Genomic DNA, 25,180 nt, shown 5'->3' on the forward strand with positions numbered 1-25,180 from the left:
GTTTTTTCTCGCGAATTCTTGTCCGAAAACCGGTTCCCACTTTTCGGGAATACGCGCTATCTCTGCGCGTGCTGCCAGTCGGGATGAATCCACGGCTCGAGATTCGACGGCGGCAACGGCGTGCGGCCGAGCAGCATGTCGGCGCCCTTTTCGCCGACCATCAGGCTCGGACCGTTGAGGTTGCCGTTGGTGATCTGCGGGAAGATCGAGGAATCGATGACGCGCAGACCGTCGACGCCGATTACGCGGCACTCGTGGTCGACCACGGCATCGGGGTCGTCGGCCGCTCCCATACGGCAGGTGCCGCAGGGGTGATAGGCGCTTTCGACATGCTCGCGGATGAAGTCGTCGAGATCGGCATCCGATGTCTTGTCCGCGCCCGGCGCGATCTCGGCGCCCCGATAGTCGTCGAAGGCCTTCTGACCGAAGATCTCGCGCGTTAAGCGGATCGCGGTGCGGAACTCGGCCCAGTCGTCCTCGTGGCTCATATAGTTGAACAGGATCGAGGGCTTGCCGGCGCCTGCAGCGCCGTTGAGGCGCACCCTGCCCCGGCTCTTCGAGCGCATCGGCCCGACATGAGCCTGGAAACCGTGGTCCTTCGCCGGCGAGCGGCCGTCATAGCGGATGGCAACCGGCAGGAAGTGGTACTGCAGATCGGGATAGGGGATGCCGGCACGCGAGCGCACGAAGGCGCAGGCCTCGAAATGGTTGGTCGCGCCATGGCCGGTCTTTTTCAGTAGCCATTCAAGCCCGATCAGCGCCTTCGAGAACAGATTGAGGTGCTTGTAGAGGGTGATCGGCTTTGTGCAGAGCATCTGGATATAGAGTTCCAGATGGTCCTGCAGGTTCTTGCCGACGCCACGGCGATTGCTGACCACGGGGATGTTGTGGCCGGCGAGCTCGGCGCCGTCGCCAATGCCGGAACGCATCAGCAGCACCGGCGAGTTGATCGCGCTTGCCGACAGCACGACCTCGCGGCGGGCGCGGACGGTCTCGATGGCGCCCCTGTGCTCGAACTCGACGCCGATAGCGCGGCCGTCCTCGAACAGCACGCGGCGGGCGCGGGCGCGGGTCATCACGGTGAGGTTCTGACGCTCACGCGCCGGGGTCAGATAGGCGTTCGCCGCTGACCAGCGCCGACCCTGCCAGATGGTCTGTTCCATGACGCCGAAGCCTTCCTGCTTGGCGCCGTTATAATCGTCGGTGAGTTCGAAGCCGGCCTCGCCGCCGGCATCGATGAAGGCATCGAACAGCGGCGTCCAGCGCCGTCCGCGGGTGACGTGCATCGGCCCGTCGGTCCCGCGCCAGCCGGCCTCGCCGCCGTGGCTCGTCTCAAGCCGCTGGAAATAGGGCAGCACCTCCGCGAACGACCAACCGCGCGCGCCCATCTCGCTCCAGGTGTCGAAGTCCATCGCGTGACCGCGCACATAGACCATGCCATTGATCGACGACGAACCGCCGAGCACCTTGCCGCGCGGCACGGCGAGCCGGCGGCCGCCGAGACCGGGTTCCGGTTCGCTTTCGAAGCCCCAGTCGTAGAGGCTCATATTCATCGGGTAGGACAGTGCGGCCGGCATCTGGATCAGCGGGCCGACATCGGTGCCGCCGAATTCGAGCACGCAGACGGAATGGCGGCCATCCTCGCTGAGGCGATTGGCAAGGACCGAGCCGGCCGAGCCGGCGCCGACGATGACGAAATCGAATTCCATGGTTCAAGCCCTTTCCTGGGCTTTTATTAGTAAGGCGCGTCGACGGGCCCCATGGCGACGTAGACGCTCTTGATCTGCGAATAGTGGTCGAGCGCGGCGGTGCCGTTTTCGCGGCCAAGCCCCGACTGTTTGACGCCGCCGAAGGGCATCGCGATCGGCGTCAGATTGTAGGTGTTGATCCAGCAGGTGCCGGCCTCGAGCGCGGCGACCGTGCGGTGGGCGCGGGCGAGATCACGGGTGAAGACGCCGGCCGCAAGCCCGAACGGGGTCGCGTTTGCCCGCGCGATCACCTCGGCCTCGTCGCTGAACGAAAGCACGGTCAGAACGGGTCCGAAGATCTCCTCGCGGACGATGCGGGCTTCCTCGCCGCCGGTCGCATCGAAGATGGTCGGGGCGACGAAATAGCCGTTGTCGAGACCGGGTACGGCGACGCGGCCACCGCCGGCGACGCAGCGCGCCTCGGCCTTGCCGGCATCCATGTACATCAGCACCTTTTCCATGTGCTCGGCGGAAATCAGCGGACCGATATGGGTCTCGGGATCGAGCGGATCGCCGATCTTCAGCGCTTTGGTACGGGCGACGAGTTTTTCGAGGAAGGCGTCCTTGACGCTTTCATGGACGAAGACGCGGGTGCCGTTCGAGCAGACCTGGCCGGAGGAATAGAAGTTGCCGAGCATGGCACCGCCGACGGCGGAATCGAGATCGGCATCCTCGAAGACGAGGATGGGCGACTTACCGCCGAGTTCGAGCGTGACGTGCTTCAGCGTGCCCGACGCGTCCGCCATCACACGCTTGCCGGTGCCAACCTCGCCGGTCAGAGAGACCTTGGCGATATCGGGATGGGTAACGAGCGTGCGGCCGACCTCGCCAGCGCCCTGCAGGACGTTGAAGACACCGTCGGGCAGGCCCGCTTCGGTGAGGATTTCGGCGAGCGCCAGCGCCGACAGCGGCGTCACCTCGGACGGCTTGAAGATCACCGCATTGCCGCAGGCGAGTGCGGGCGCTGCCTTCCACGAGGCGATCTGGATCGGATAGTTCCAGGCTCCGATGGCGGCGACGATGCCGAGCGGTTCGCGACGGGTGTAGATGAAGTCGTCACCGAGATCGATGTGCTCGCCGGCAAGGCTGCCGGCAAGGCCGGCGAAATAGTCGAAACAATCGGCGCCCGAGGCCGCATCGGCGACCAGCGTTTCCTGGATCGGCTTGCCGGTGTCGAGGGTTTCGAGCCGCGACAGCGGCGTGTTGCGTTCGCGCATGATCTCGGCCGCGCGGTGCAGTACCCTGGCGCGCTCGGAGCCCGGCGTCTTTGCCCAGACCTTAGCGCCCTTTTTCGCGGCCTCGACGGCGCTTTCGACCTCGGCCGGTGTCGCGTAACGGATTTCGGCGATCACCTCGCCGGTCGCCGGGTAGCGGTCGGCATGGGCGTCGCCGGCGCCGGTGACGAAGCTGCCGCCGATGTAGTGCGAGCCCTTCGGCTGAACGGTGGTCATCGGGTTTCTCCCCTGTCGGCGGCGGCAAGCTGGGTTTCGACGTAGTTCTCAAGCATCGCGACCGCGTGCAGCCGGTCGGAGGCGCGGTGACCGAGTGCCTGACGCAGCCAGAAGCCGTCGATCAGCGCCGCGGTGCCTTCCGCGATGCGTTCGGCATCGGCGCGCGGCACCATCGGGGTCAGCGCATCCATCAGGTTCGAATGCAGACGCCGGCCATAGAGGCGCAGCAACCGGCCCACCGGTTCGGAGGATTGCGCTTCGGCGTAGAAGGCGAGCCAGGCCGAGATCACCGCCGGCTGGAACTGGTCGGGCGCGAAGCTGCCCTCGATCACCGCCTGCAACCGGGCACGCGGGGTGGCGGCAGCGCGCAACCGCGCGGCGACTGCGGTTCTGAGTTCGGCCAGCAGATGGCGCATGGTCGCAGTCAGGAGCTGCGCCTTGTTGCCGAAATAGTGGTGCGCCAGGCCGGACGAGACCTTGGCGCGCTCGGCGATGTGGCCGACGGTGACATCGAGCGACCCGCGCGCGTGAATCTCGGCGATTGCGGCCTCGATCAGCGCCCGGCGCCGAATCGGCTCCATTCCAACTTTCGGCATAGCGCCCTCGCAAATTCGGAATTTCGATGCAGCGCGGCCGTCTGCGACGCGTTCGCTGCTCCCACCAGATTATTTTTAATTGACGCGTCAATCAATAAAAACTTGCCGGCGCTGACCTCGGGTGATTGACTGGAATGCGGGGACAAAGCGTCGCGGCAAGCGACCGCACATTGCCGGCAAGGGAAACCGGTCCACGCATGCGAATTGCCTGCCCGCGATCCGGGCATCGTGGGTTTTCGCGCCCAGCGCTTGATCGCTTCGGGCAAGGGTGGTTTGTTCAGGCACGAAAAGCGGCGGATCACGCTCCGCCGACACAGGGGATCAGCATTCAGGGACCATCGCGGGCGAAGCCCGGATGAGCGTCAAAAAGGGAGAAACGACAATGGCCTCCACTCTCGCAAAGCTGTTCGGCGCTGCCGCGCTCGGCATTTTTGCTCTCGGCTCCGCGCAGGCCGCCGAACCGGCCTCGTGCAAGGCGGTGCGCTTTTCCGACGTCGGCTGGACCGACATCACGGCAACCACGGCGGCGACCTCGGTGGTGCTCGAAGCGCTCGGCTATGAGCCGGAAGCCAAGCTGCTGTCGGTTCCGGTCACCTACCGCTCGCTGAAGAACGGCGACATCGACATCTTCCTCGGCAACTGGATGCCGACCATGGAAAACGACATCAAGCCGTATCGCGAAGACGGCTCGGTGGAGACGCTGCGGGTCAATCTGGAGGGTGCCAAGTACACGCTCGCCGTGCCGAAATACACCTACGACGCCGGCCTGAAAGACTTCGCCGACATCGCCAAGTTCAAGGACCAGCTCGAGGGCAAGATCTACGGCATCGAGCCGGGCAATGACGGCAACCGGCTGATCCTCGACATGATCGAGAAGGACATGTTCGGCCTGAAGGGCTTCGAAGTCGTCGAGTCCTCCGAAGCCGGCATGCTGTCGCAGGTCGCGCGCTCGGTGAAGAAGGAAGAAGCCGTCGTCTTCCTCGGCTGGGAACCGCACCCGATGAACGCCAATTTCGAAATGGCCTATCTGTCGGGCGGCGATGACGTGTTCGGCCCGAACTTCGGCGGCGCCACCGTCTACACCAACATCCGCAAGGGCTACACCACCGAATGCCCGAATGTCGGCGCGCTGCTCAACAACCTCGTCTTCTCGCTGGCGATGGAAAACGAGATCATGGGCGCGATCCTCAATGACGGCGCCGAGCCGAACGTCGCGGCCACCAACTGGCTGAAGGCCAACCCGGCCGTGCTCGACGGCTGGCTCGCCGGCGTCACCACCATGGACGGCGGCGACGCGATGGCCGCGGTCAAGGCCAAGCTCGGCCTGTAATTCCCCCGATCGCCGCCGGTTTGCCGTGAGATATCGGTGAGCCGGCGGCATCCCACGAATGGCGGCGCCCGGCGACGGGGTCCGGGCGCGCCCGCGCTGCACCGCAAGGGGGACGGACCGCAATGCTCGAATGGCTGACGGAGCACAAGATCCCGCTCGGCAAATGGGTCGAACACGGCGTCGACGCGTTCAATGACTGGGCGTCGGTGTTTCTCGATGCCTTTTCCGACGGCCTGAAGTTCCTCATCGAAGGGCTGATCGATGTGCTGCTGGCCGTCCCGGCCCTCCTTCTGGTCGTCGTCTTCGCGGCGATTGCCTATTGGGTCCGGCGCAGCTGGGTGCTTTCCGTCTCGATCGTCCTCGGCCTCCTCCTCATCATCAATCTCGGCTACTGGGACGAGACGCTCGCGACATTGTCGCTGGTGATCTTCGCCACCGTGCTGTGCATGGTCGTCGGTGTGCCGATCGGCATTGCCGCCGCGCATCGCCCCTGGCTCGAGGCGGCGTTGCGACCGGTGCTCGACCTGATGCAGACGCTGCCGACCTTTGCCTATCTGATCCCGACGCTGATCCTGTTCGGCCTCGGCGTCGTGCCGGGCCTGATCTCGACCGTCATCTTCGCCATTCCGGCACCGATCCGCCTAACCACGCTCGGCATCAAGTCGACACCGAAACCGCTGATCGAGGCCGGTCAGGCGTTCGGGTGCACCCCCACCCAACTGCTGTTCAAGATCGAGCTGCCGCACGCCATGCCGACCATCATGGCCGGGCTTACCCAGTGCATCATGCTCAGCCTGTCGATGGTGGTGATCGCAGCCCTTGTCGGCGCCAACGGCCTCGGCGTGCCGGTGCTGCGCGCGCTGAATACGGTCAACATCGCCAAGGGCTTCGAGGCTGGCTTGGCAATCGTCATCGTCGCCATCCTGCTCGACCGTGTGTTCCGCCGGCCGGAACGCCCGGGCAGCGACAATTGAGCGGAGAGACGCGATGACCACCGCCATCCGCTTTGAAAATGTCGACATCGTCTTCGGCGAGGAACCGGGCCGCGCCCTCCCCCTCATCGATCAAGGCATGACGCGCGAGCAAATTCTCGACGAGACCGGTCAGGTGCTCGGCTGCGCCGGCGCCTCCCTGTCGGTCGAGCAGGGTGAGATCTGCGTTTTGATGGGGCTGTCCGGCTCCGGCAAGTCGACGCTTCTGCGCGCTGCCAACGGCCTCAACAAGGTCGCCCGTGGCAAGGTGCTGATTTCATCAGGCGACAGCATGATCGATGTCGCCTCCTGCGACGCGACGAAGCTGCGCGAGGTGCGGCGTCAGCGCTGCGCCATGGTGTTCCAGCAATTCGCACTGCTGCCGTGGCGCACGGTGGCGGAAAACGTCGCTTTCGGGCTCGAAGTGCGCGGCGAAAGCTCCGAGGCGATCGCGGCGGCCGTCAAGGACAAGCTGGAGACGGTCGGTCTTGCCGACTGGGCCGACAAATATGCCCACGAGCTGTCAGGTGGCATGCAGCAGCGCGTTGGCCTGGCGCGCGCGCTCGCCACCGACGCCGACATTCTCTTGATGGACGAACCGTTCTCGGCGCTTGATCCGCTGATCCGCTCGCGACTGCAGGACGAGTTGATCGAACTACAGGCGAAGCTCGGCAAGACGGTTCTGTTCGTCAGCCACGACCTCGGCGAGGCGACCAAGATCGGCAAGCACATCGCCATCATGGAAGGCGGCCGCATCGTCCAGCACGGCACGCCGCAGGAAATCCTGGAAAACCCGGCGAACGACTATGTGCGCGAGTTCGTCGCCCACATGCACGACGGGTAACGGGAGCGGCCTGCGGCAGGTGGCGACGCCCGTCAGGCGTTACCGATGATTATGCCGGCAAGGAAGACCAGCACACCGCCGATGACGATCTGGAACGAGGCCGCAAGGAACGGCGTGTCCATGTACTTCCAGCGGATCCAGGCGATTGCCCACAATTCGACGATCACCACGAGCACGGCGAGCAGCGTCGCCAGTCCGAAGCCGGAGAACGCGATGCCGCCGAGCGTCATGGTCAGCGCGGCGGGGATCAGATAGGGCAGCGTGTGGCCGATGCCGCCGACGGTGGTCATGATGCCGGACGCGAAACCACGGATCCACGGGCTGCCGCGCCCGGTCAGCGACCCGTCGTCGGACAGTGCCTCGGCAAAGCCCATGGAAATGCCGGCGCCGACGGAAGCCGCCAGACCGACAAGGAAGGTCTCCCAGTTGTTCTGGGTGGCAAAGGCGGCGGCAAACAGCGGCGCCAGCGTCGACACCGAGCCATCCATCAGGCCGGCGAGCCCCGGCTGCACCACCTGCAGCAGGAACCGGCGACGCGCGGCGGCGTCTTCCGTCTCGATCGCCTCTTCAGTGAGGTGTTCGCCCTCGAGTTCCTCGGCGCGATGTTCGTGATGCCGCTCAGCTTCGGCGAGGTCGCCGAGCAGCTTGCGGATTTCGGTATCGCGGGAGCGCTCGGCGGCGCGCAGATAGAAGGTCTGGGCCTCGGCCTCCATGTCGGCGGCGTGGCTGCGCATCGCCTCAACGCCGCGCGCGCGCACCACCCACCACGGCTTGCGCTGGATGAAGCCGGCGACATCCTCGCGCTTGATCGGCGGCAAACGCGTGCCGTACTTCTTGTCGAAGGTGTCGATCAGCCAGCGCCGATGCTCGTTTTCTTCCGCCGCCATCTCGTCGAACATCTCGGCAACCGACGGGTAGTCGGCGCGCGCGGCGTCGGCGAACTCGCCGTAGATGCGGCCATCTTCCTCTTCCGCCGAAATGGCGAGCGACAGGATTTCGGCCTCGTTGAGATCGGAGAAGCGTCGCTTGGTGGTGAATTGGAGCATGGCTCGAACGTCCGTTGGATCAGCAAGGTGTTGGTGGGAGCGTGCCGCGCGGCGCTGCGTCAATCAAGCGGCAAGACGGCGGCGCACCAAGTCCCTGACATAGGGTGTGTCGCGCATCCGCCCAGAGGGGTTAGCGGCCATCAGGCTGGGATGATGCGCCCGCGGAAAGCAGGTCCTGACAGTCGTCATCGTCGCTGAACCGGCACAGCCGCGCCGGATCGACGCCATTTTCGACCATCCGCACGAGCAAGGCCTCGACGGCTTCGAGAAGATTGTCGGCAAGTTCGCCGTCGAGCCCCTCGGTCAGGGCGGCAACCGCGGCGACGCGCTTCCTGGCGATGTCACGTGCACGGCGCTTGCCGCGGGCGGTCGCCTCGACCTGCACTTCGCGGCCACGGCGGCGCAGACGGCGGACCAGCCAGTCCTTTTCAAGCCGGTCGATCAGCCGCACGGTCGCGGAATGGGTGAGCCCGACATGGGCGGCGATGTCCTGAATCGCGATCGGCTCGCGTTTTCTGATGGTGATCAGAGCGGCTGCCGCCGACGGCGACAACTCGTCGAACTCCGCAGTCGTCAGATCCGATATCGCAGCGGCTAAAATGGCTAGCCGAGCGCCAAGAACATCCTGTTGCATGCGCGATGCATATCCCGAATTCCTGTTTTGCGCAAGGCACTTCGGCGCGTGGAAAGCCGCTCTTCGCGGGATTTCCACAGGTGAGTTCACGCATCTCGAAACCGGCGATGACGGGGCTACGCGATGTCCGCGGCAGCCGGGCGAATCCACTTTGCCGCCCACGATTGAAGCCCGGCGTGTCCGGCGCGGGTCAAAACGGCGACAAAAAGCGGTTTTTCGCGCCTCCCGTCTGTTTCTGACGCTTGGCGGCGATCCGGGGGAGTGGTAATGGACGCGCATGACCACGCATTCCATCGACAATATTCGCAACTTCGCGATCATCGCCCACATCGACCACGGCAAGTCGACCCTTGCCGACCGCCTGATTCACAAGACCGGCGGGCTGGCCGATCGCGAGATGAAGGATCAGGTGCTCGATTCCATGGATATCGAGCGCGAGCGGGGCATCACGATCAAGGCGCAGACCGTGCGCCTGCTGTATCATCACACCGACGGCAAGACCTACACGCTGAACCTGATCGACACGCCGGGCCACGTCGACTTCGCCTATGAGGTGAACCGCTCGCTGGCGGCCTGCGAAGGATCGCTGCTGATCGTCGATGCCAGTCAGGGCGTCGAGGCGCAGACGCTTGCGAATGTCTATCAGGCGCTCGACAACGATCACGAGATCGTGCCGGTGCTGAACAAGATCGACCTGCCGGCGGCGGAACCCGAGCGGATACGTCAGCAGATCGAGGACGTCATCGGCCTCGACGCCTCGGATGCGGTGGAGATTTCGGCGAAAACCGGCATTGGTATCGACAAGGTTCTCACGGCGGTCGTCGAACGCCTGCCGGCACCGCAGGGCGACCCGGACGCGCCGCTGAAGGCCGCGCTGGTCGATTCCTGGTACGACACCTATCTCGGCGTCGTCGTTCTGGTGCGCATCATCGACGGCAAGATGAAGAAGGGCCAGCGCATCAAGATGATGGGCACGGGCGCGGCCTACGATCTCGACAAGGTCGGCGTGTTCACGCCGAAGCTGCTCGAGGTCGATGCGCTCGGCCCCGGCGAGATCGGCTTCCTCATCGCCTCGATCAAGGAAGTGGCCGACACCCGCGTCGGCGATACGATCACCGAAGACAAGAAGCCCTGCGCCGAACCGCTTTCAGGTTTCCGCCCGGCCCAGCCGGTGGTGTTCTGCGGCCTGTTCCCGGTCGATGCCAACGAGTTCGAGGATCTGCGCTCGGCGCTTGGCAAGCTGCGCCTCAACGATGCGAGCTTCTCCTACGAGATGGAAACCTCGGCGGCGCTCGGCTTCGGCTTCCGCTGCGGCTTCCTCGGCCTGCTGCATCTGGAAATCGTGCAAGAACGGCTCAGCCGCGAGTTCAATCTCGACCTGATCGCCACCGCACCGTCGGTGGTCTACCGCATGTCGCTGAACGACGGTTCCGTGGTGGAGCTGCACAACCCCGCCGACATGCCCGATCCGGTGAAGATCACCGAGATCGAGGAACCATGGCTGCGCGCGACCATCCTGACTCCGGACGAATATCTCGGCGGCATCCTCAAGCTCTGTCAGGACCGGCGCGGCGTGCAGGTCGACCTGTCCTACGCCGGCAGCCGAGCGATGGTGTCCTACGATCTGCCGCTCAACGAGGTCGTGTTCGACTTCTACGACCGGCTGAAATCGATCTCGAAGGGCTACGCCTCGTTCGACTATCACCTGACCGACTACAAGGCCGGCAACCTCGTCAAGATGTCGATCCTGGTCAACGCCGAGCCGGTCGACGCGCTCTCCGTCCTGGTCCACGCGAGTCAGGCGGAACGACGCGGGCGGGCGATGTGCGAAAAGCTGAAAGAGCTGATCCCGCAGCACCTGTTCAAGATCCCGATCCAGGCGGCGATCGGCGGGCGGGTGATCGCGCGCGAGACGATCTCGGCGCTGCGCAAGGACGTCACGGCAAAGTGTTACGGTGGCGACGCCACCCGCAAACGCAAGCTTTTGGAAAAGCAGAAGGAAGGCAAGAAGCGGATGCGCCAGTTCGGCAAGGTCGACATCCCGCAGGACGCCTTCATCCACGCTCTGAAGATGGATGACTAGCGCGGCCAGGCCAGAGCCCGCTTCGCCCTATTTGCAGTAGACGCGCAGGCCGGTCTCCGTGCGGAAGACCGCGAGGCTCTCCGCCTTCACATTGAGGGCATAGTCTGCCGCGCGATCCGGCGGCGTACCGCCTTCGGCAAAGCCACACAGCGCCTGCATGACTTCGGCGCGACCGTGAACCTCGCCGGTCGTGCGGCCGATCTCCGTCCATTTCTCGCGGGTTGGCCAATAGGTAGCGGCAGCGCCCGCCGATGCGCCGATCATTGCGGCAATGACTGCGATCACAACACTCTTCCAGGACATTCCAAACTCTTTACTCAAAGCTCCGCGGTTCGCGGCTTGAGACAACGCAACGCTCCGGGATGGATCGCCAGGGCGACACGCGGCTCAAGCGGCAGCAGTTCCCCGTCGATGATGCAGTGCGGCTTGTTCGGCAAACGCTCGAAATGGAGCGTCACATGGGTGCTCGTCGACACCGCAACGTCCGGGTTCTCTCTCCATTTGCCGAGGATCATGTCCTTGGTGAGGCGGAGATTGTGGCGCGGTGCCAAAACGCCGACCCGGTAGAGGCCGAGCACGCCCTCCTCGAGACTGTCGGCGAAGGGGAGATGGCCCTCGCCGTAGAGATTATTTGAAACGGCGACAAGGCTCGCCCGGTCGCGCTCGTGTCCGCTATCGATCGCATCTGTCTCGACCGCGACGGTAAAGCCCTTCGGGCGCGAGGCGACGACGAGGAGCGCGCGCAGCGATGCCACCATTTTCCCAAACCGCGAGGCATAGTCGAAGTTCTCGCGGGTCTTCACCATTCTTGGATGCAGACCGACGGAAAACTCGTGCAGGAAGGGGCGGCCATTGGCCGTGGCGATATCGATGCTCCCTTCTTCGCCCGCCGCCAGCACGGCAAGCGCCTCATCGATATTCTGCGGCAGACCAAAGGAGCGGGAGACGAGGTTCATGGTGCCGCCCGGCAGCACGCCGAGCACCTTGCCGGTGCGCAGAGCAACGGCCGCCGCCGCCGACAGCGTTCCATCGCCGCCGGCAGCGATGAGCAGTTCGGAGGAGGCATCCGCGCCGGCAGCTTCGAGCGCGTTGCTCAGACCGCTGCCATTCACAAGACGAGGCACGATCTGATGTCCTTTTTCGGCAAAGGCCGCTCTGAGCCGCCCGGCGAAGCCATCGACGTCGATCTTGCGTAAACCGCCGCTTTGCCTGTTCAGAATCGCGACGCCGCGCATTCCCGACCTCGATCGCATTTACAGATGGCCACGTGGCCGAAACGACCATCGCGTCTTCAGGTTCCCTTCCAATGCCTATCGATAGAGATCGGCGCGCGTCGGAGGCAGGCCCGAGGGGCCGTTGTCGCGGCGGCTTGAAAGCGTCTGGTAGATCAACAGACTGCCGCGCCGGAAGGCGAGCGAAACGCCGGTGAGATACAGCATCCACAGTCGGTAGCGCGGCTCACCGACCATGGCGATCGCCTCGTCCTTGCGCGCTTCCAGCCGCTCGGCCCACAGCGCGGTGGTGCGCTCATAGTGCTCGCGCCAGTTCTCGACGTCATAGACCTCGAGCCCGTAGGTCTCGAGCATCTTCGACGACCAGCCGATGTGGTCGACCTCGCCGCCGGGGAAAATGTAATGCACCATTGCCTTGTATTCGGAGCCACGGCGGCGGAAGGCGCGTTCGCTGCGCCGGCCGCGGCGGGTGATCGCGTGGTGGAGATAGAGGCCGCGCGGGCGCAGCAACCGGCGGACGGCGCCGAAATACTCGTCGTGGTGGTCGAAGCCGACATGCTCGTACATGCCGATCGAGGCGATCTTGTCGAAAGTACCGGTGAGATCCTGAAACGGCTTCAACTAGATGGTGATGCGGTCGTCGAGACCCTTTGCGGCGATGCGTTCGCGCGCCAGATCGTATTGCGCCTGCGACAGGGTCACGCCATGGGCGGTGACGCCGTAATTCTCCACCGCGTGGATGACGAGCGCGCCCCAGCCGCAACCGATATCGAGAAAACGGTCGCCCGGCTCGAGCCGCAGCTTGCGGCAGATCATCTCCAGCTTGTCGATCTGCGCCTGTTCGACGTCGTTCGCCCAGTCGGTGAAGTAGCCGCAGGAATAGACCATGCGGCTGTCGAGGAAGAGCCGGTAGAAATCGTTGGAGACGTCGTAGTGATGACGGATCGCCTCTGCCGAAGAGCCGCTCGCCTCGCCTTCCGCATCCGCAAGGCCGCTTGCCGCGACGCGGTGATCGTCGCCCTTGAGGAGAAACGGCCAGATCAGCCGGGCAAGCCGCCCTTTTTTCAGCCGACGGAAGATCTTGCCGCTCGGACGGTACTCATTGAATTCGAACAGGGTGCCGCCTTCGAGATCGATGCGCCTGGCGCACCACAGCTCGACGAGGGTCTGCAGCCTGGGGCGACGCGCCAACGCGCCGAAGACGCCTGGATCGTTGAACACCATGAGGAACGGCGCGTCCTCGCCACGGACGACCGAGCCGTCCCAGAGACGAAAGCCGAAGCGTATGTCGAGCGCGCTGTGCACCTCTTCAAGCAAGGCGCGCGCGGCATCCAATCGCTTGTCCGCGGCGGAGACAGCCGTTGAAGAATTATTCCGTCCTGCCAAGGCGATACTCCGGTTGCGGGATAAACGCAGAGGTCGCTTCTGGATCGTTTTCTTGTATCGACGCGTCTTCTATCCGAGAAGTCTGTCAGCTTTGTGGGAAGCGCAGCCATGGTGGCGCGTCCCGCCAGATAGAGCAAGGGGAGATACCCCGGGCGAGAGCGGCAGCGCCGTCTATTTCACCAGATAGAAATCGCGTAACGCCTGCTGCTGGTCCGGCCCGATACCGAGTGCTTCGGTGAAATAGTTCTGGATGGTCCCGTATTTCGTCTCCATCTCGTCGAAGGCGATGTCGAGATATTCCTTGCGGAGCGCGATGATGGCTTCGGGGATTTCCGCCTCGCCGCCGGCGGCAACAAAGCTGTCGATGACGCTCTGGTATTTCGGCACGATGTAGTCGTTGCTGCGCAGATAATCCTCGTAGACCGTTTCCTTCGGCACACCGAGCAGCGTCAGGAAGGCGGCAGCCGCCCAGCCGGTGCGATCCTTGCCGGTGGTGCAATGGAACAGCGCGGGAACCTGCTTTTCATCGGCGAAAGCAAGGTAGAGTTCGCGGAATTCCTTGCGGGCACTCGGCAGCGAGACGAAAGCGCGATAGGACTCGCCGAATTCCTCGGCCGCCTTGCCCCCGCCAAGCACCTCATTGGCTTTTTTCGGCTGGGTCAGCAGCACTTCGAGCTGGGCGGCGCCGGATTCCGGCAAGTCCGAAAGAACGTCCAACGAGACATATTTGACGCCGTCCGGCAGTTCGTCCGGGCGCTTGTCTATCTCGGCCTGTGTCCGCAAATCGAAGGCGGTCTTGAGGCCGAGCGCGGCGAATTTCTTCATGTCGTCGTCGCTGATGCCGCTGAGCTGGTTGGCCCGATAGACAAACCCCTTCTTCACGGTCATGCCGTCGGCTGTCTTGTAGCCGCCGAGGTCGCGCAGATTGGGAATGGAGGCGATGCCGAGGCTGAGGCCGGGCGCCGCCTGCATCGAGTCGGCATAGGCGGGCGCTCCGAGCGGCATGGAGAGAGCCAGGGCGGCTGCGGACAGGCCGGCAACAAAAACCGATGCGAAAAAGCGCGAGGAATATTTCGTCCTGAAAACCATGATGCTCTCCATCCTGTTTGCCACGCGACCACGACCGGCATGAGCCACAAATGCAACGCGGCTCCCATCGACGCTTCGCCGATTGCAGGAAGAATAGCCCAACACACCCCGGTTGCGAGCGCTCAGATTGCGACAAAAACAGGCGGGCGGGAAATCGATCAGACGGAGAGACCTCAGCAAAGGATACGGCGCGTCCGCGCATCGCGGGGACGAAGAGTGCAAAAAGTCGGAAGAATGCGCCCCTGATCCGGCCTTCGCCAGCATGTGGTTGCGGGAATAAGGAGATAGAGGCCTTGGCGGTGTGAGACGTTCCCGCGGCGGGCTCACAAGCGAGATTCACACACTCGTGGACACGGGAAGCGGCCCCGCCGCGTGGTCGGCATACCTCCGTCTGTCGTGATATGATCAGCCCGGCGGTGTTAGATTAGAGACCCAAAATTCGTATCCGGATTGCCGCCAAACCAACGAATTTATGAGAGGTCTCGATGAAACTCGCAGTGTGTCTTGGCACAGCGTTACTCGTCGGTTTGCCGTTGGCTGCGGAGGCGCAGGAGCGCCCGCGGCTGATCCTGCAGATTACCGTCGACCAGTTGCGCGGCGACCTGCCGCTTCGCCATATGAGCCAGTTCGGCGAGGGCGGCTTCCGCTATCTGCTCGAAAAAGGCGTCTACTACAACGATGCGCACCACGCGCACGCCAACACCGAGACGGTCGTCGGCCACACCACGCTGGCGACAGGCGCGCATCCGGCTGCCCACGGCATGATCGGCAATCTCTGGTTCGACCGCAATCTGGGGCGAACGGTCTATAATGTCGAAGATGCCAACTACAAGATGCTGTCGGCGGGCGCCGGCGTGAACGCCAAGACAGAGGTCGACCCGACGCAGCTCGCGGCCGCGACAGACGGGCGTTCCCCCGCATCCATCCTGACCTCGACCTTCTCCGATGAACTGTCCATCGCAACGCAGGGCCGCGCCAAGGTGTTCGGCGTCTCGGTCAAGGATCGCGGCGCGGTGTCCATGGCCGGTCATACCGGCAAGGCGTTCTGGTTCTCGAAGTCGACCGGCAAGTTCGTCACATCGAGCTACTACTACGACGACTACCCGGGCTGGGTGAAAAATTGGAACGACAAGGACTTCGTGCAGAAATATCTCGGCACCTCATGGGAGCTGCTGCAACCGCTCGAAAGCTATGTCTTCAAGGACCGCGACGACCAACCCTGGGAACCGGATTTCGAGGGTTTCGGACGCGTCTTCCCGCATCCGTTCTCGACCATCGATCCGCTCGCCTATGAGAACGACCCGTATTTCCTGACCTTCCTCACCTTCAGCCCGGCCGGTGACCAGATCACCGCGGATTTCGCCAAGACCCTGATCAAGGCGGAAGCGCTCGGCGAAGACGACGTGACCGACTACCTCTCGGTCAGCTTCTCCTCGACGTACTATGTCGGCCATGTCTTCGGGCCCTCCAGCCTGGAAGCCGAGGACAATCTGCTGCAGCTCGACCGGACGCTCGCGGACCTTCTCGCCTTTGTCGACGCCGAGATCGGGCTGGACAAGACCCTGATCGTGCTTTCCGCCGATCACGGCACGCCCGAAGCGCCGGGATTTCTGCGCGAACTGGGCAAGCTGGGAGGCTATGTCAGCCCCGACCAGTGGGATACGACGGCAGCGGCTGAACGGGTACGCAAGAAGTTCGGGCTTACCGGCAAGCTGATTCAAGGCTACGACCATCCCTACCTCACCCTGTCCGAAGAGGTCCGAAATGCCGAGGGCGTCGACCTCTCCGCTCTGCAGACCGCGATTTCCGAAGAGCTGAACGCCTTTGAAGGCGTGGCCTACGCGGTGCCGAGCGCGCGGCTGATCCAAGGCTCGCTGCCCGATAACGGGCTGACGCGCACGATCGTCAACAACTTCAACCCGGACCGCTCCGGCGACATCTATGTCGTCTTCGACCCGGGCTGGTTCATCAATGACTTCGACGGCGTCGCGGTCACGGTCACGCATGGCTCGCCCTGGCGTCACGATACCTATGTGCCGATCGTCTTTGCCGGCTTCGGGCTGTCACCGCAGAAGGTGTCCCGTCGGGTCCATACCGTGGACGTGGCAATCACCCTGTCCGCGATCGCAGGTGCGCGGCCGCCCGACGGTGCTGCCGGCAACGTTCTTGCCGAAGTCGTCGGGCAATAGGGATTGCGGTTGTGGCCGGCTTCAGGCCGGGCTGATGCACGGCCGGATGTCGGATTGGCACGCGAGACAGGGATTCAGGAGCCGGCCATGCGCACGCCTCTGAAGCATGATCGCCGTGGTCTGTCGGCTGCGGCATTCGTGGCGATGACCGTGTTGTGCCTGCTCGTCCTGACTGCCGTGCGCGCCGAGGCAGCTCCGCTCGTCACCTGGGCGGATCTGAAGCCGTCCAGCGAACCCTATGACGATCCGTTCAAGACCATGCCGGCCGCACGCAAGGCGGATCTGCGCAAGATTCTGCTGGCGCAAATGCGCGCCACGGCCGGGCAGTCCGATGCCGCTCTGGACGTGGCGGCAAAACAAGCGCGGCAAAGACTTGAAGCCGACGGCGTCGACATCGCCGCGCTGCTCGCGCAGCGCCAGCGCATCATCGAACGGCGGCAGGAGGCCGCGACCGGGGTTACGGCGAAATATCTCGATGACGAGATCCTGATCGACGGCTATGCGCTTCCGCTGACGGTCGGGACCGGACGGGTCGTCGAGTTTCTGCTGGTCCCATGGGTCGCCGCCTGCATTCATACGCCGCCGCCGGCGCCGAACCAGATCGTCCACGTTTCCGTTCCCGACGGCCTGCAGGTTTCGGGATTGTTCGAGCCGGTGCGCTTGCGGGGGCGGCTGGAATATCAACCCGCCGCGCACGAGCTTTTCCTGGTCGACGGGACCGAGAACATCAAAGTCTCCTATGCGCTCACCAACGCCGAGCGCGGCGGTACGCCGGGCACGATCACCGCACCCGATACGCCGCTTCTCGGGGCCTCCAGCTATGAACGGCTGATGGCGCGTGTGGCGTATATCTTCACCTCGGCGATGTCGGCGATCCGCGACGACCGCTCCTTCACCGCGATCGCCCCGGCGATCCTGATCGCCTTCGCCTACGGCCTCTTCCACACGCTGGGGCCGGGGCACGGAAAGGCGGTGGTCGTTTCCTACTTCGTGGGCGCCGGTGGCAGCCTCGGGCGCGGCCTTTTGATGGGGGTACGGATTGCGGTCGTCCATGTGCTGTCCGCGATCGTCGTCGTGTTCCTGCTGGATTTCGCGGTGAGACAGGCAACGGGCGCCGCCCCGTCCGATTATCGGCTGATCCGGCTGGGGAGCTATGCGGTGATCATCGCCATCGGCTCCTTCATGCTGTGGCGGGCGATACGTGCCGTTCTTGACCATCGTCGCGCAGGCAACGCGGCGGAACACCACACGCATGCCGGCCATGAACACAGCCACGATCACAGTCATGATCACGGCCACGCCCACAGCAGCTGCGCGGCCTGCAACGCGGCGCAGGCGAGAACGTCCGGAGGCGGATGGCTCGCCGTCGCGGTCGGCGCGATCCCCTGCACCGGCGCATTGCTCGTCATGCTCTTTGGACTGGCAAACGATCTGATCGGGCCGGCGATCGTCATGGTCGCGGCAATATCAGCTGGCATGGCGCTCGCGATGTCGGGCATCGGCATTGCCGCGATCCTCGGCCGGCGCTGGCTGGAGAGGCGGATGATTTCGGGTGGCACCGGCCAGGTTCGCTTCGAGCTCGGCGCGGGGCTCGTTGGCGCCGCCTCGGTGTTCGTCATCGGCCTTGGCCTCTTCACCATGACGCTTGCCTCGCCGTCGAGCACGCCTGCCACCGCCGGCGACAGGGTGGCCGAATCGACGCCGTTCGCGACCTATGTCGGTTCATCGACCGGGTATGAGGCGCAACTCGGCGCCTATGGTCCGGCGCCGCAATAGCCGGTTCGCGCGCGAACAGCGACACGCAGGCCGTCGTCCTGTCGATCTTCCAGACCGCCCCCGGACCGCGGTCGGCGGCAGCGAACTGCGGTTTTATGAAGATTGCGCCGGACTGGCCAATGCAAAGCCGCTCCGGGCGGCCATGCAAAATCCGCGTCGGAGGCGACGATCCGGATGGCGAATAACGATGTTGCGGCGGCATAGAGGTTTGGCGCGATCCCGACCGGCACAGGCTCATCCACGCAAGATGTGAAATTAGATCCATTCGGAGAAGCGTAAAATATCGTCTGTAACAACAGTGTTTTGGAAAAAAGGCTGGACCACCTAAGTGGACCAACCTCGAACACGACGGGTTCGCAAGCTCGACCGAGCGCCGGCCGGTCAGGCCGCCGCTTGGAGCTGATGAGCGCAAGCGAGTTCAGCGTGAGAGAGAAAATGGTGCCCCCGGGGAGACTCGAACTCCCACTCCATTTCTGGAAACAGATTTTGAGTCTGCCGCGTCTACCAGTTCCGCCACAGGGGCCCGCCGCGAACCCGCAACGCGGAAAAAACCGCGTCGGATCCGGACAGAAGCGGCGCGATATTAGCCGTTGCGGCCTGTTGGTCAACACGGCTTTGCAATTGTTTATCGTTTGACTGGCAAAAAGGTGATCACGGCCGCCTGCTGCGTTGTGGACAAGCCCCGCGGCCACGACTAAAGCGTGTTGCGTTCAAGCGGAAACAGTAACGCGTATCAGTCCTGTGTTTTTTCGCGTTTTCCTGTCCGAAAAGTCAGTCGACTTTTTGGGAAAGCGCTTTAAGGGATCGCCATGCTACGCCGCCTCTACGACTGGACGATGAGCCTTGCCTCGGGACCGCGCGCGCCTGCCGCGCTCGGAACGGTCTCCTTTGTCGAAAGCTCGGTCTTTCCTATTCCGCCAGACATCCTGCTGATCCCGATGGTGATCGCGGAGCGCTCGAAAGCGTGGTGGTTCGCCCTGCTGTGCACCGTGACCTCGGTCATCGGCGGGCTGCTCGGCTATCTGATCGGCGCCCTCCTGTTCGAGCAGGTCGCCCAGCCGATCCTCGATTTCTACGGCTATCTTGAGAAATTCGAGACCTTCAAGGATTACTACAACGAATGGGGCGCGTGGATCGTCTTCATGGCCGGCGTCACGCCGTTCCCGTTCAAGGTGATCACCATCGCGTCGGGCGCGACGGGTCTCAACATTGCCGTCTTCATCATCTCCAGTATCGTCGCGCGGGGCCTCAGGTTCTTCGTCGTCGCCGGTCTTCTGTACTGGCTCGGCCCGCCGATCCGCGACTTCATAGAAGCGCGCCTTGGCCTCGTCTTCACCATTTTTGTCGTGCTATTGGTGGGCGGTTTCGTGGTGGCGAAATACGCCTTCTGACCGGAAAGACCGAGCCGTGATCCTCAAGCACCCGACCAACCCGCTGCATATTGCCATCGCCGCGTTTCTGCTGGCCGTTGCCGTCGCGACGATCGCGACCGCATGGGGCTACCAGCTCATCGCAGGCGCCCAGCCGTGCAAGCTGTGCTACGCGGAGCGCTGGCCGTATTATCTCGGCATCCCGACGATGCTGATGGCGACCATTGCAGCCTATCGCGGCTGGCCGGCGGCGATCACGCGGGGTCTGTTCCTCATTTTCGCGCTTCTGATGATCTACGGCTTCGGCCTTTCGCTCTATCACGCCGGTGCTGAAGCCGGCTTCTGGCCGGGGCCTGCCGATTGCAGCGGCGACATCGCCTCGACCACACGCTCGGCCGCCGACCTGCTTTCCCAGATGCAGGCGACCAAGGTGGTGAGCTGCACCGAGGTGACGGTGCGCATTTTCGGGCTGTCGCTTGCCGCCTGGAACACGGTCGCCTCGGCCGGCCTTGCCGTGATCGCGCTGTTCGCCGCCTTCACCCGGCGCTGAAGCATGTCGCTGCCATCTTTGATGGCACATGCTTCAGGCTGTTTTTTCACGCTAATTCTTGTCCAAAAAGTCTGCCAACTTTTCGGGAACGCGCTTTGTCCGTTTTCCCGCGCGAATTCTTATCCAAAAAGTCTGCCAACTTTTCGGGAACGCGCTTTGTCCGTTTTCCTGCGCGAATTCTTATCCAAAAAGTCTGCCAACTTTTCGGGAACGCGCTTGATCCCTCGCGAAACGGGCGCGGCGTTCCTATCTATCTCCGAAACGGAGGATCAGACGTGGGACGCGACGGACGCGGAGTATTCACACCCTGGGCGGTGCAAACGGCGCCGACGCTTGCCGAATTCGAGGACATGGCGCTTGCCGCCTACCGGAACCTGCCCGACGCCTTCCGCGCACTGTGCGACGATCTGGTGATCAGCATCGCCGAGTTCGCCGATGACGATGCACTCGACTCGGTCGGACTGGACGACCCGTATTCTCTGCTCGGCCTGTTTCAGGGACACGGGATGGCGCAAACCGGCGGCATGGGATGGACGGGGCGAATGCCGAACCGTGTCTTTCTCTACCGGCGCCCGATTCTCGACTACTGGGCCGACGGCGAGGACGCCCTCGGCACCATCATCACCCACGTCCTGGTGCATGAGATCGGCCACCATTTCGGTCTGTCGGACGCCGATATGGAGCGGATCGAGGCCAGTGCGGAGTGAGCCGCTTAAGGTCTCTGCGCAAAGTCAGGATGATTAGAAAAGCGCCGCAAGCTTGTCGATGCGGATGACGAAGCTGTCCCACGGGGCCGGCTCGCCGATATCGCCGTAGATCGCCTCGGCCGACGGGTTCTTCTCCGACACCAGCCAGCGCAGATGCGCCCAGCCGCGCGACTGACCTTCGGTGACGAGGCTTTCAATCATCCGCCGCCCCGCGCCGCTCGCGCGCGCCTCGGGCGTCACCCACAGATCGTCGATCTGGCCGGCGCGCAGGCCTGAGATCGTCTCGGGCAGATCGAAGAAGATGGCGAAGCCGATCAGCTCGCCGCCGATCCAGGCGCCGAGAAGTTCGGCGGTGCGGTCTTCTAGTAGCTGTTCGGCGTAGAAGTCGTCCGGCCGGCGCGGCGCCCCACGGGTCATTTCCTGGGCGTAGGCGGCGATCAGCGGCGCGAGCTCGTGGGCCGAGTCCGCACCGATGCGGCGAATTTCGATCTTGCTCATGCTGAACTGGCTCCCCCGCCTAAGACATGATCCAACGGCGCAACGGATGGCGGCACAGCGCGTAACCGGTCGCGGCGCGAAGCGGTGTCATCCGGATGCCCGGCCGCGCTCCGGAAGAGGCTGTCCGAAACAGCGCGGCTTCCTAGTGTTACCGCGCCCGCAAGCGGATGAAAACCGCTACACCCGTCGTAGTGCTGCAAGTCTTTCGTCTGTTGCGCTTCGGCCACGCGCAGGCGCCTGTTCAGACGGGCGAACGTCGGCTCGCCGTTGTCTCCAGCCGATGCCCCATTCCGATCCTTTCCGCCTCTTCAGCAATTTGAACGCTCCGTGAATGACGACCTCAGACATGGTTCAGGGCGGCTTTGGCATAACGGTCGCCATCGAGGCAGCGCCAACCGCAAATCCCGAGGAGACCAACGATGAAACTGAACACCCTGATCGCCACCACCTTCGCCGTCGCCACCCTGACCGTCGCCACTGTCGGATTGACCGCCGGCTCCGCCTCCGCCGGCGAGCGCGTCACCGCCGGTGTCACCTTCGGCGATCGCGGCACCCAGGCCGGTATCGAATACAGCTATCGTTCGGGCCCGCGTCCGCTGCCCTATCGCGCGGCACCGCGCCACGTCCACCGCCCGTATGTCGTGCCGGGCCGCTATGTCGCGCCGCGCCGCTGGGCGCCGGTTCGCCCGCCGGTCCAGACCGTGCGCGGTCCGGTGAAGACCCGGAAATGCTCGCCCATCATGAAGAAGCGCCGCGTGTTCCTGCCGGGTCAGGGCTGGCGCTACACCAAGGTTCAGGTCGGCCGTGAGTGCCGGACGATCTGGCGTTAGCCCCCCCCGGACGCCAGAACGGATGCGGCCGGCCTGATTTCCGTCAGGCCGGCCGTTTCCTTTTGCGAACTGTCGGGCGGCTTTGCCGCAGACACGGAAGGGCCGGGCAGGCTACACTTCGTCAGCGACTCAGATCGGAGGCTCCCATGCCGAGACTGTTTGCCGGACTTGAGATCCCGACCGATGTCGGCCTTCACCTCTCGGAATTGCGGGGCGGCTTGCGCAATGCGCGCTGGATCGACGTGGAGAATTACCACATCACGCTGCGCTTCATCGGAGACATCGACGAGCCCACAGCCTACGAGGTGGTCAGCCGTCTGTCGCAGGTCAACCGCGAGCCGGTGCCGGTCGCCTTCGACGGGCTCGGCTCGTTCGGCTCGAAGAAGCCGCACTCGGTCTTTGTCCGGGTCCATCCAAGCCGTGAACTGATCGAGCTGCAGACCGACATCGAACGCACCCTGCAGCGCATCGGCCTGAAGGCCGAGGGGCGGAAGTTCTCGCCGCATGTGACGATCGCACGCTGCAAGCGCGCCGCGCCGCGGGACGTCGCGGACTGGCTCGCGGTGCGGGGCTATTTCCCGGTCGAGCCGTTCCTCGCCACACGCTTCGTGCTGTATTCCTCGAAGGCGTCCAGCGGCGGCGGCCCCTACCTCATCGAGGAAGAGTTCCCGCTGCTGCGGCAAGCCAAATCCGCCTGACCGGGGCCAGGCGGGATTCCGCATTCGATAAGTCCTGAATCAGACTGCGTCGACGACCTTCTGCATCTTGTCGCGAACGATGCGAGCGACCTCGCCGACCTCGGCGCTGTCGATCATGCTCATCGCCGCAGCCGGGTCCATCGCTGAAATCTCGATGCCATCGGCGCCCTTGTCCTGAACCACCACATTGCACGGCAGCAGAACGCCGAGCTTGTCCTCGGCGGTCAGCGCGCGATGGGCGAGCGGCGGATTGCAGGCGCCGAGAATGAGATAGGGACGGAAATCGGCATCGAGCTTCTTCTTCAGCGTCGCCTTGACGTCGATCTCGGTCAGCACGCCGAAGCCTTCCGCCGACAGCGCCTCGCGGGTCTTGGCGACGACATCGTCGAAATTGCCCGAAACGGTGCGGCTGATGTGATAATCCATGAGGTGTTCCCCCTTTTTTGATGAAACCGGTCCACACCGACATGGCCCCGCAACCGGTCGGGGTCAATGGCCGCACCGATGAAAGGAGCGCTCGACCATCCCAACGATACTGTCGGAACCGGATCGCAGGCGCGGCATTCGGCCTGCCTGGAATTGCGTTTATTTTCATATCGGCAAAAATCGAAGCGCTTTTTTTCGCAATTTTTTTCGTTTATCCGTAATCTGCGCAATTGGAGAGCCCCGGAGCCGAGGACTATCTTGGGTCAGGGCCGGTGTTTTCCCGTGACCGGACCCGTTCCCGGATCTGTCCGGATGTGCTTGAGGACCCGGCAATCCAGCGGTGGAGACCGAAAATGGCACCACAAGCAGCCCCTGCCGCCGAACCGGCGATGCCGGTGATCGATTTCAAGGCGATGGCCGACACGCTCCTGCCGAAAGGCGCGAGCTACGATTCCTGCCTATCGTGCGGGCTGTGCTCGTCGGCCTGCCCGGCGTCCGGCTTCGAGGGCATGGACCCGCGCCGCTTCATCCGCATGGCGATGCTCGGCATGAACGAGGAATTGTCCTCGACGCCGTGGATCTGGACCTGCACCCAGTGCAAGCGCTGTCTCTATGTCTGCCCGATGAATATCGACGTGTCGGTGCTGGTCGGGCTGGCGCGCGGCTCGTGGCCGAAGGAGAAGAAGCCGCAGGGCATCGTGCGCTCCTGCGAGGCGCAGATGCGGTTCCCGAGCACCAGCGCGATGGGCGTGTCGCCGGAGGATTTCGTCGAGATCGTCGAGGAGACGGCCGACGAGCTGCGCGAGGACGACGAACGCTTCGCCGATATCAAGGTGCCGATCGACAAGAAGGGCGCCTATTTCTTCCTCAACCAGAATTCCCGCGAACCGGCCGTCGAGCCGGAAGAGCTGCGGCCTCTGTGGAAGATCCTCGACTATGTCGGCGCCGACTGGACCTACGCCTCGAAGGGCTGGGCGGCGGAAAACTTCTGCATGTTCACCGGCGACGACGAGACCTGGAAGGCGATGGTCAAGGAGCGGGTCGACGCGGTCAACGAGCTCGGCTGCAAGGTGTGGATCAACACCGAATGCGGCCATTCCTTCTACACGCTGTGGAAGGGCGTCGAGCGGTTCGGGCTGGAAGCCAATTTCGAGCCGGCGAGCCTCGTCACCTATTACGCGCAGTGGATCCGCGAGGGCAAACTGCCGGTCAATTCCGACTGGAACACCAAGGGCATCAAATTCACCCTGCAGGACCCCTGCCAGCTGATCCGCAAGTCGCTCGGCGATCCGGCGGCGGACGATCTTCGCTTCGTCACCAAGACGCTGGTCGGCGAGGAGAACTTCATCGACATGCAGCCCTGCCGCAGCGCCAATTATTGTTGCGGCGGCGGCGGCGGCTTCCTGCAGGCCGGCATGAACGATCTGCGGCGCGCCTATGGCAAGCGCAAGTTCGACCAGATCACCGCGACCGAAGCGACCTATGTGATGACCCCCTGCCACAACTGCCACACGCAGATGGAAGACATCGGCCATCACTATGGCGGCCATTACCGGGTCGTACATTTCTGGTCGCTGATCTGCCTTTCTCTGGGCATTCTCGCGCCGGAAGAACGCAAATATCTCGGGCCGGATCTCGCCGACATTTGAGGCCGCGGCCTGATCATCCGCGGGGTCTCGCTCCGCGTTCAACCAGAAAAGCCCCGCGCCATGAACGGGGACCGAGG

22 protein-coding genes, 1 tRNA gene and 1 pseudogene are annotated in these 25,180 nt (G+C 63.8%); 12 read left to right on the forward strand and 12 right to left on the reverse strand.

The features are described 5' to 3' along the window. Nucleotides 1-56: 56 nt before the first annotated feature. The 3 genes from betA to C0606_05640 are packed head-to-tail and all read right to left on the reverse strand — an operon-like array spanning nucleotide 57 to nucleotide 3,795. Entirely contained in the window at nucleotides 57-1,709 is a 1,653-nt protein-coding gene (gene betA, locus C0606_05630) for a choline dehydrogenase (protein PLX37755.1), read from the reverse strand. Nucleotides 1,710-1,735: 26 nt separating this feature from the next. Beyond that, nucleotides 1,736-3,199, reverse strand: a complete 1,464-nt coding sequence (locus C0606_05635) for a betaine-aldehyde dehydrogenase (protein ID PLX37756.1) — start codon at nucleotides 3,197-3,199, stop codon at nucleotides 1,736-1,738. After that, entirely contained in the window at nucleotides 3,196-3,795 is a 600-nt protein-coding gene (locus C0606_05640; GenBank protein PLX37757.1) for a transcriptional regulator BetI, read from the reverse strand. The genes C0606_05635 and C0606_05640 overlap by 4 nt, the downstream gene beginning before the upstream one ends. Before the next feature lie 382 nt (nucleotides 3,796-4,177). On the opposite strand from C0606_05640, the gene C0606_05645 reads away from it, so the two are divergent. From C0606_05645 to choV, 3 genes are all read left to right on the forward strand, one after another. Next, nucleotides 4,178-5,125 carry a glycine/betaine ABC transporter substrate-binding protein gene (locus tag C0606_05645; GenBank protein PLX38695.1) on the forward strand — a complete coding sequence of 316 codons (948 nt, stop codon included), beginning with the start codon at nucleotides 4,178-4,180 and terminating at the stop codon, nucleotides 5,123-5,125. Nucleotides 5,126-5,247: 122 nt separating this feature from the next. Next, a complete protein-coding gene (choW, locus tag C0606_05650) occupies nucleotides 5,248-6,099 on the forward strand; it encodes a choline ABC transporter permease subunit (GenBank protein PLX37758.1) in 852 nt (283 codons plus the stop codon). A 13-nt stretch (nucleotides 6,100-6,112) separates the two neighbouring features. After that, nucleotides 6,113-6,940, forward strand: coding sequence for a choline ABC transporter ATP-binding protein (gene choV, locus C0606_05655; protein ID PLX37759.1), 828 nt, complete (start codon nucleotides 6,113-6,115; stop codon nucleotides 6,938-6,940). 32 nt (nucleotides 6,941-6,972) lie between these two features. Here choV and C0606_05660 read toward each other — a convergent pair whose 3' ends face one another. Together C0606_05660 and C0606_05665 are read right to left on the reverse strand one after the other, a co-directional pair. Further along, nucleotides 6,973-7,986 carry a rubrerythrin gene (locus tag C0606_05660; protein PLX37760.1) on the reverse strand — a complete coding sequence of 338 codons (1,014 nt, stop codon included), beginning with the start codon at nucleotides 7,984-7,986 and terminating at the stop codon, nucleotides 6,973-6,975. Between the two features lie 130 nt (nucleotides 7,987-8,116). After that, nucleotides 8,117-8,950 (reverse strand): hypothetical protein, encoded by an 834-nt coding sequence (locus C0606_05665; GenBank protein ID PLX38696.1) that lies wholly within the window; start codon nucleotides 8,948-8,950, stop codon nucleotides 8,117-8,119. Here C0606_05665 and C0606_05670 point away from each other — a divergent pair. Further along, on the forward strand, nucleotides 8,898-10,703 hold the full coding sequence (locus tag C0606_05670) for an elongation factor 4 (protein PLX37761.1): 1,806 nt from the start codon (nucleotides 8,898-8,900) through the stop codon (nucleotides 10,701-10,703). The two genes, C0606_05665 and C0606_05670, sit on opposite strands and share 53 nt — an antisense overlap. Nucleotides 10,704-10,730: 27 nt before the next feature. Here the strand turns inward: C0606_05670 and C0606_05675 are convergent, their stop codons facing one another. From C0606_05675 to C0606_05690, 4 genes and pseudogenes are all read right to left on the reverse strand, one after another. Next, entirely contained in the window at nucleotides 10,731-11,006 is a 276-nt protein-coding gene (locus C0606_05675; protein PLX37762.1) for a hypothetical protein, read from the reverse strand. Nucleotides 11,007-11,020: 14 nt separating this feature from the next. Then, complete coding sequence (locus C0606_05680; GenBank protein ID PLX37763.1) at nucleotides 11,021-11,956, reverse strand: diacylglycerol kinase; 936 nt, start codon at nucleotides 11,954-11,956, stop codon at nucleotides 11,021-11,023. 57 nt (nucleotides 11,957-12,013) lie between these two features. Further along, nucleotides 12,014-13,159, reverse strand: a pseudogene (locus C0606_05685) (SAM-dependent methyltransferase). A gap of 333 nt (nucleotides 13,160-13,492) precedes the next feature. After that, nucleotides 13,493-14,674: a hypothetical protein gene (locus C0606_05690; protein ID PLX37764.1), complete on the reverse strand. Its 1,182-nt coding sequence runs from the start codon at nucleotides 14,672-14,674 to the stop codon at nucleotides 13,493-13,495. A gap of 221 nt (nucleotides 14,675-14,895) precedes the next feature. On the opposite strand from C0606_05690, the gene C0606_05695 reads away from it, so the two are divergent. Next, on the forward strand, nucleotides 14,896-16,599 hold the full coding sequence (locus C0606_05695) for an alkaline phosphatase (GenBank protein PLX37765.1): 1,704 nt from the start codon (nucleotides 14,896-14,898) through the stop codon (nucleotides 16,597-16,599). A gap of 87 nt (nucleotides 16,600-16,686) precedes the next feature. Further along, on the forward strand, nucleotides 16,687-18,375 hold the full coding sequence (locus tag C0606_05700; protein ID PLX37766.1) for a hypothetical protein: 1,689 nt from the start codon (nucleotides 16,687-16,689) through the stop codon (nucleotides 18,373-18,375). A gap of 436 nt (nucleotides 18,376-18,811) precedes the next feature. Here C0606_05700 and C0606_05705 read toward each other — a convergent pair. Then, nucleotides 18,812-18,898 (reverse strand) — tRNA-Leu (locus C0606_05705). A 286-nt stretch (nucleotides 18,899-19,184) separates the two neighbouring features. On the opposite strand from C0606_05705, the gene C0606_05710 reads away from it, so the two are divergent. The 3 genes from C0606_05710 to C0606_05720 all read left to right on the forward strand — a co-directional run bounded on the left by C0606_05710 (nucleotide 19,185) and on the right by C0606_05720 (nucleotide 21,002). Next, a complete protein-coding gene (locus C0606_05710; GenBank protein ID PLX37767.1) occupies nucleotides 19,185-19,766 on the forward strand; it encodes a cytochrome B in 582 nt (193 codons plus the stop codon). Between the two features lie 43 nt (nucleotides 19,767-19,809). Beyond that, a complete protein-coding gene (locus C0606_05715) occupies nucleotides 19,810-20,295 on the forward strand; it encodes a disulfide bond formation protein B (GenBank protein PLX38697.1) in 486 nt (161 codons plus the stop codon). A 350-nt stretch (nucleotides 20,296-20,645) separates the two neighbouring features. Then, entirely contained in the window at nucleotides 20,646-21,002 is a 357-nt protein-coding gene (locus C0606_05720) for a Zn-dependent protease (protein ID PLX38698.1), read from the forward strand. Between the two features lie 33 nt (nucleotides 21,003-21,035). Here C0606_05720 and C0606_05725 read toward each other — a convergent pair whose 3' ends face one another. Continuing rightward, on the reverse strand, nucleotides 21,036-21,500 hold the full coding sequence (locus C0606_05725) for a GNAT family N-acetyltransferase (GenBank protein ID PLX37768.1): 465 nt from the start codon (nucleotides 21,498-21,500) through the stop codon (nucleotides 21,036-21,038). A 419-nt stretch (nucleotides 21,501-21,919) separates the two neighbouring features. Here C0606_05725 and C0606_05730 point away from each other — a divergent pair, with 419 nt between their 5' ends. Continuing rightward, nucleotides 21,920-22,330 carry a hypothetical protein gene (locus C0606_05730; protein PLX37769.1) on the forward strand — a complete coding sequence of 137 codons (411 nt, stop codon included), beginning with the start codon at nucleotides 21,920-21,922 and terminating at the stop codon, nucleotides 22,328-22,330. 146 nt (nucleotides 22,331-22,476) lie between these two features. Then, nucleotides 22,477-23,028, forward strand: a complete 552-nt coding sequence (locus tag C0606_05735) for an RNA 2',3'-cyclic phosphodiesterase (protein PLX37770.1) — start codon at nucleotides 22,477-22,479, stop codon at nucleotides 23,026-23,028. Nucleotides 23,029-23,067: 39 nt separating this feature from the next. Here the strand turns inward: C0606_05735 and C0606_05740 are convergent, their stop codons facing one another. Then, complete coding sequence (locus C0606_05740) at nucleotides 23,068-23,454, reverse strand: hypothetical protein (GenBank protein PLX37771.1); 387 nt, start codon at nucleotides 23,452-23,454, stop codon at nucleotides 23,068-23,070. Nucleotides 23,455-23,843: 389 nt separating this feature from the next. On the opposite strand from C0606_05740, the gene C0606_05745 reads away from it, so the two are divergent. Continuing rightward, nucleotides 23,844-25,103 (forward strand): oxidoreductase, encoded by a 1,260-nt coding sequence (locus tag C0606_05745; protein ID PLX37772.1) that lies wholly within the window; start codon nucleotides 23,844-23,846, stop codon nucleotides 25,101-25,103. Nucleotides 25,104-25,180 lie beyond the last annotated feature (77 nt).

Source organism: Hyphomicrobiales bacterium, assembly GCA_002869065.1.
Lineage (GTDB): Bacteria > Pseudomonadota > Alphaproteobacteria > Rhizobiales > Rhodobiaceae > Rhodobium.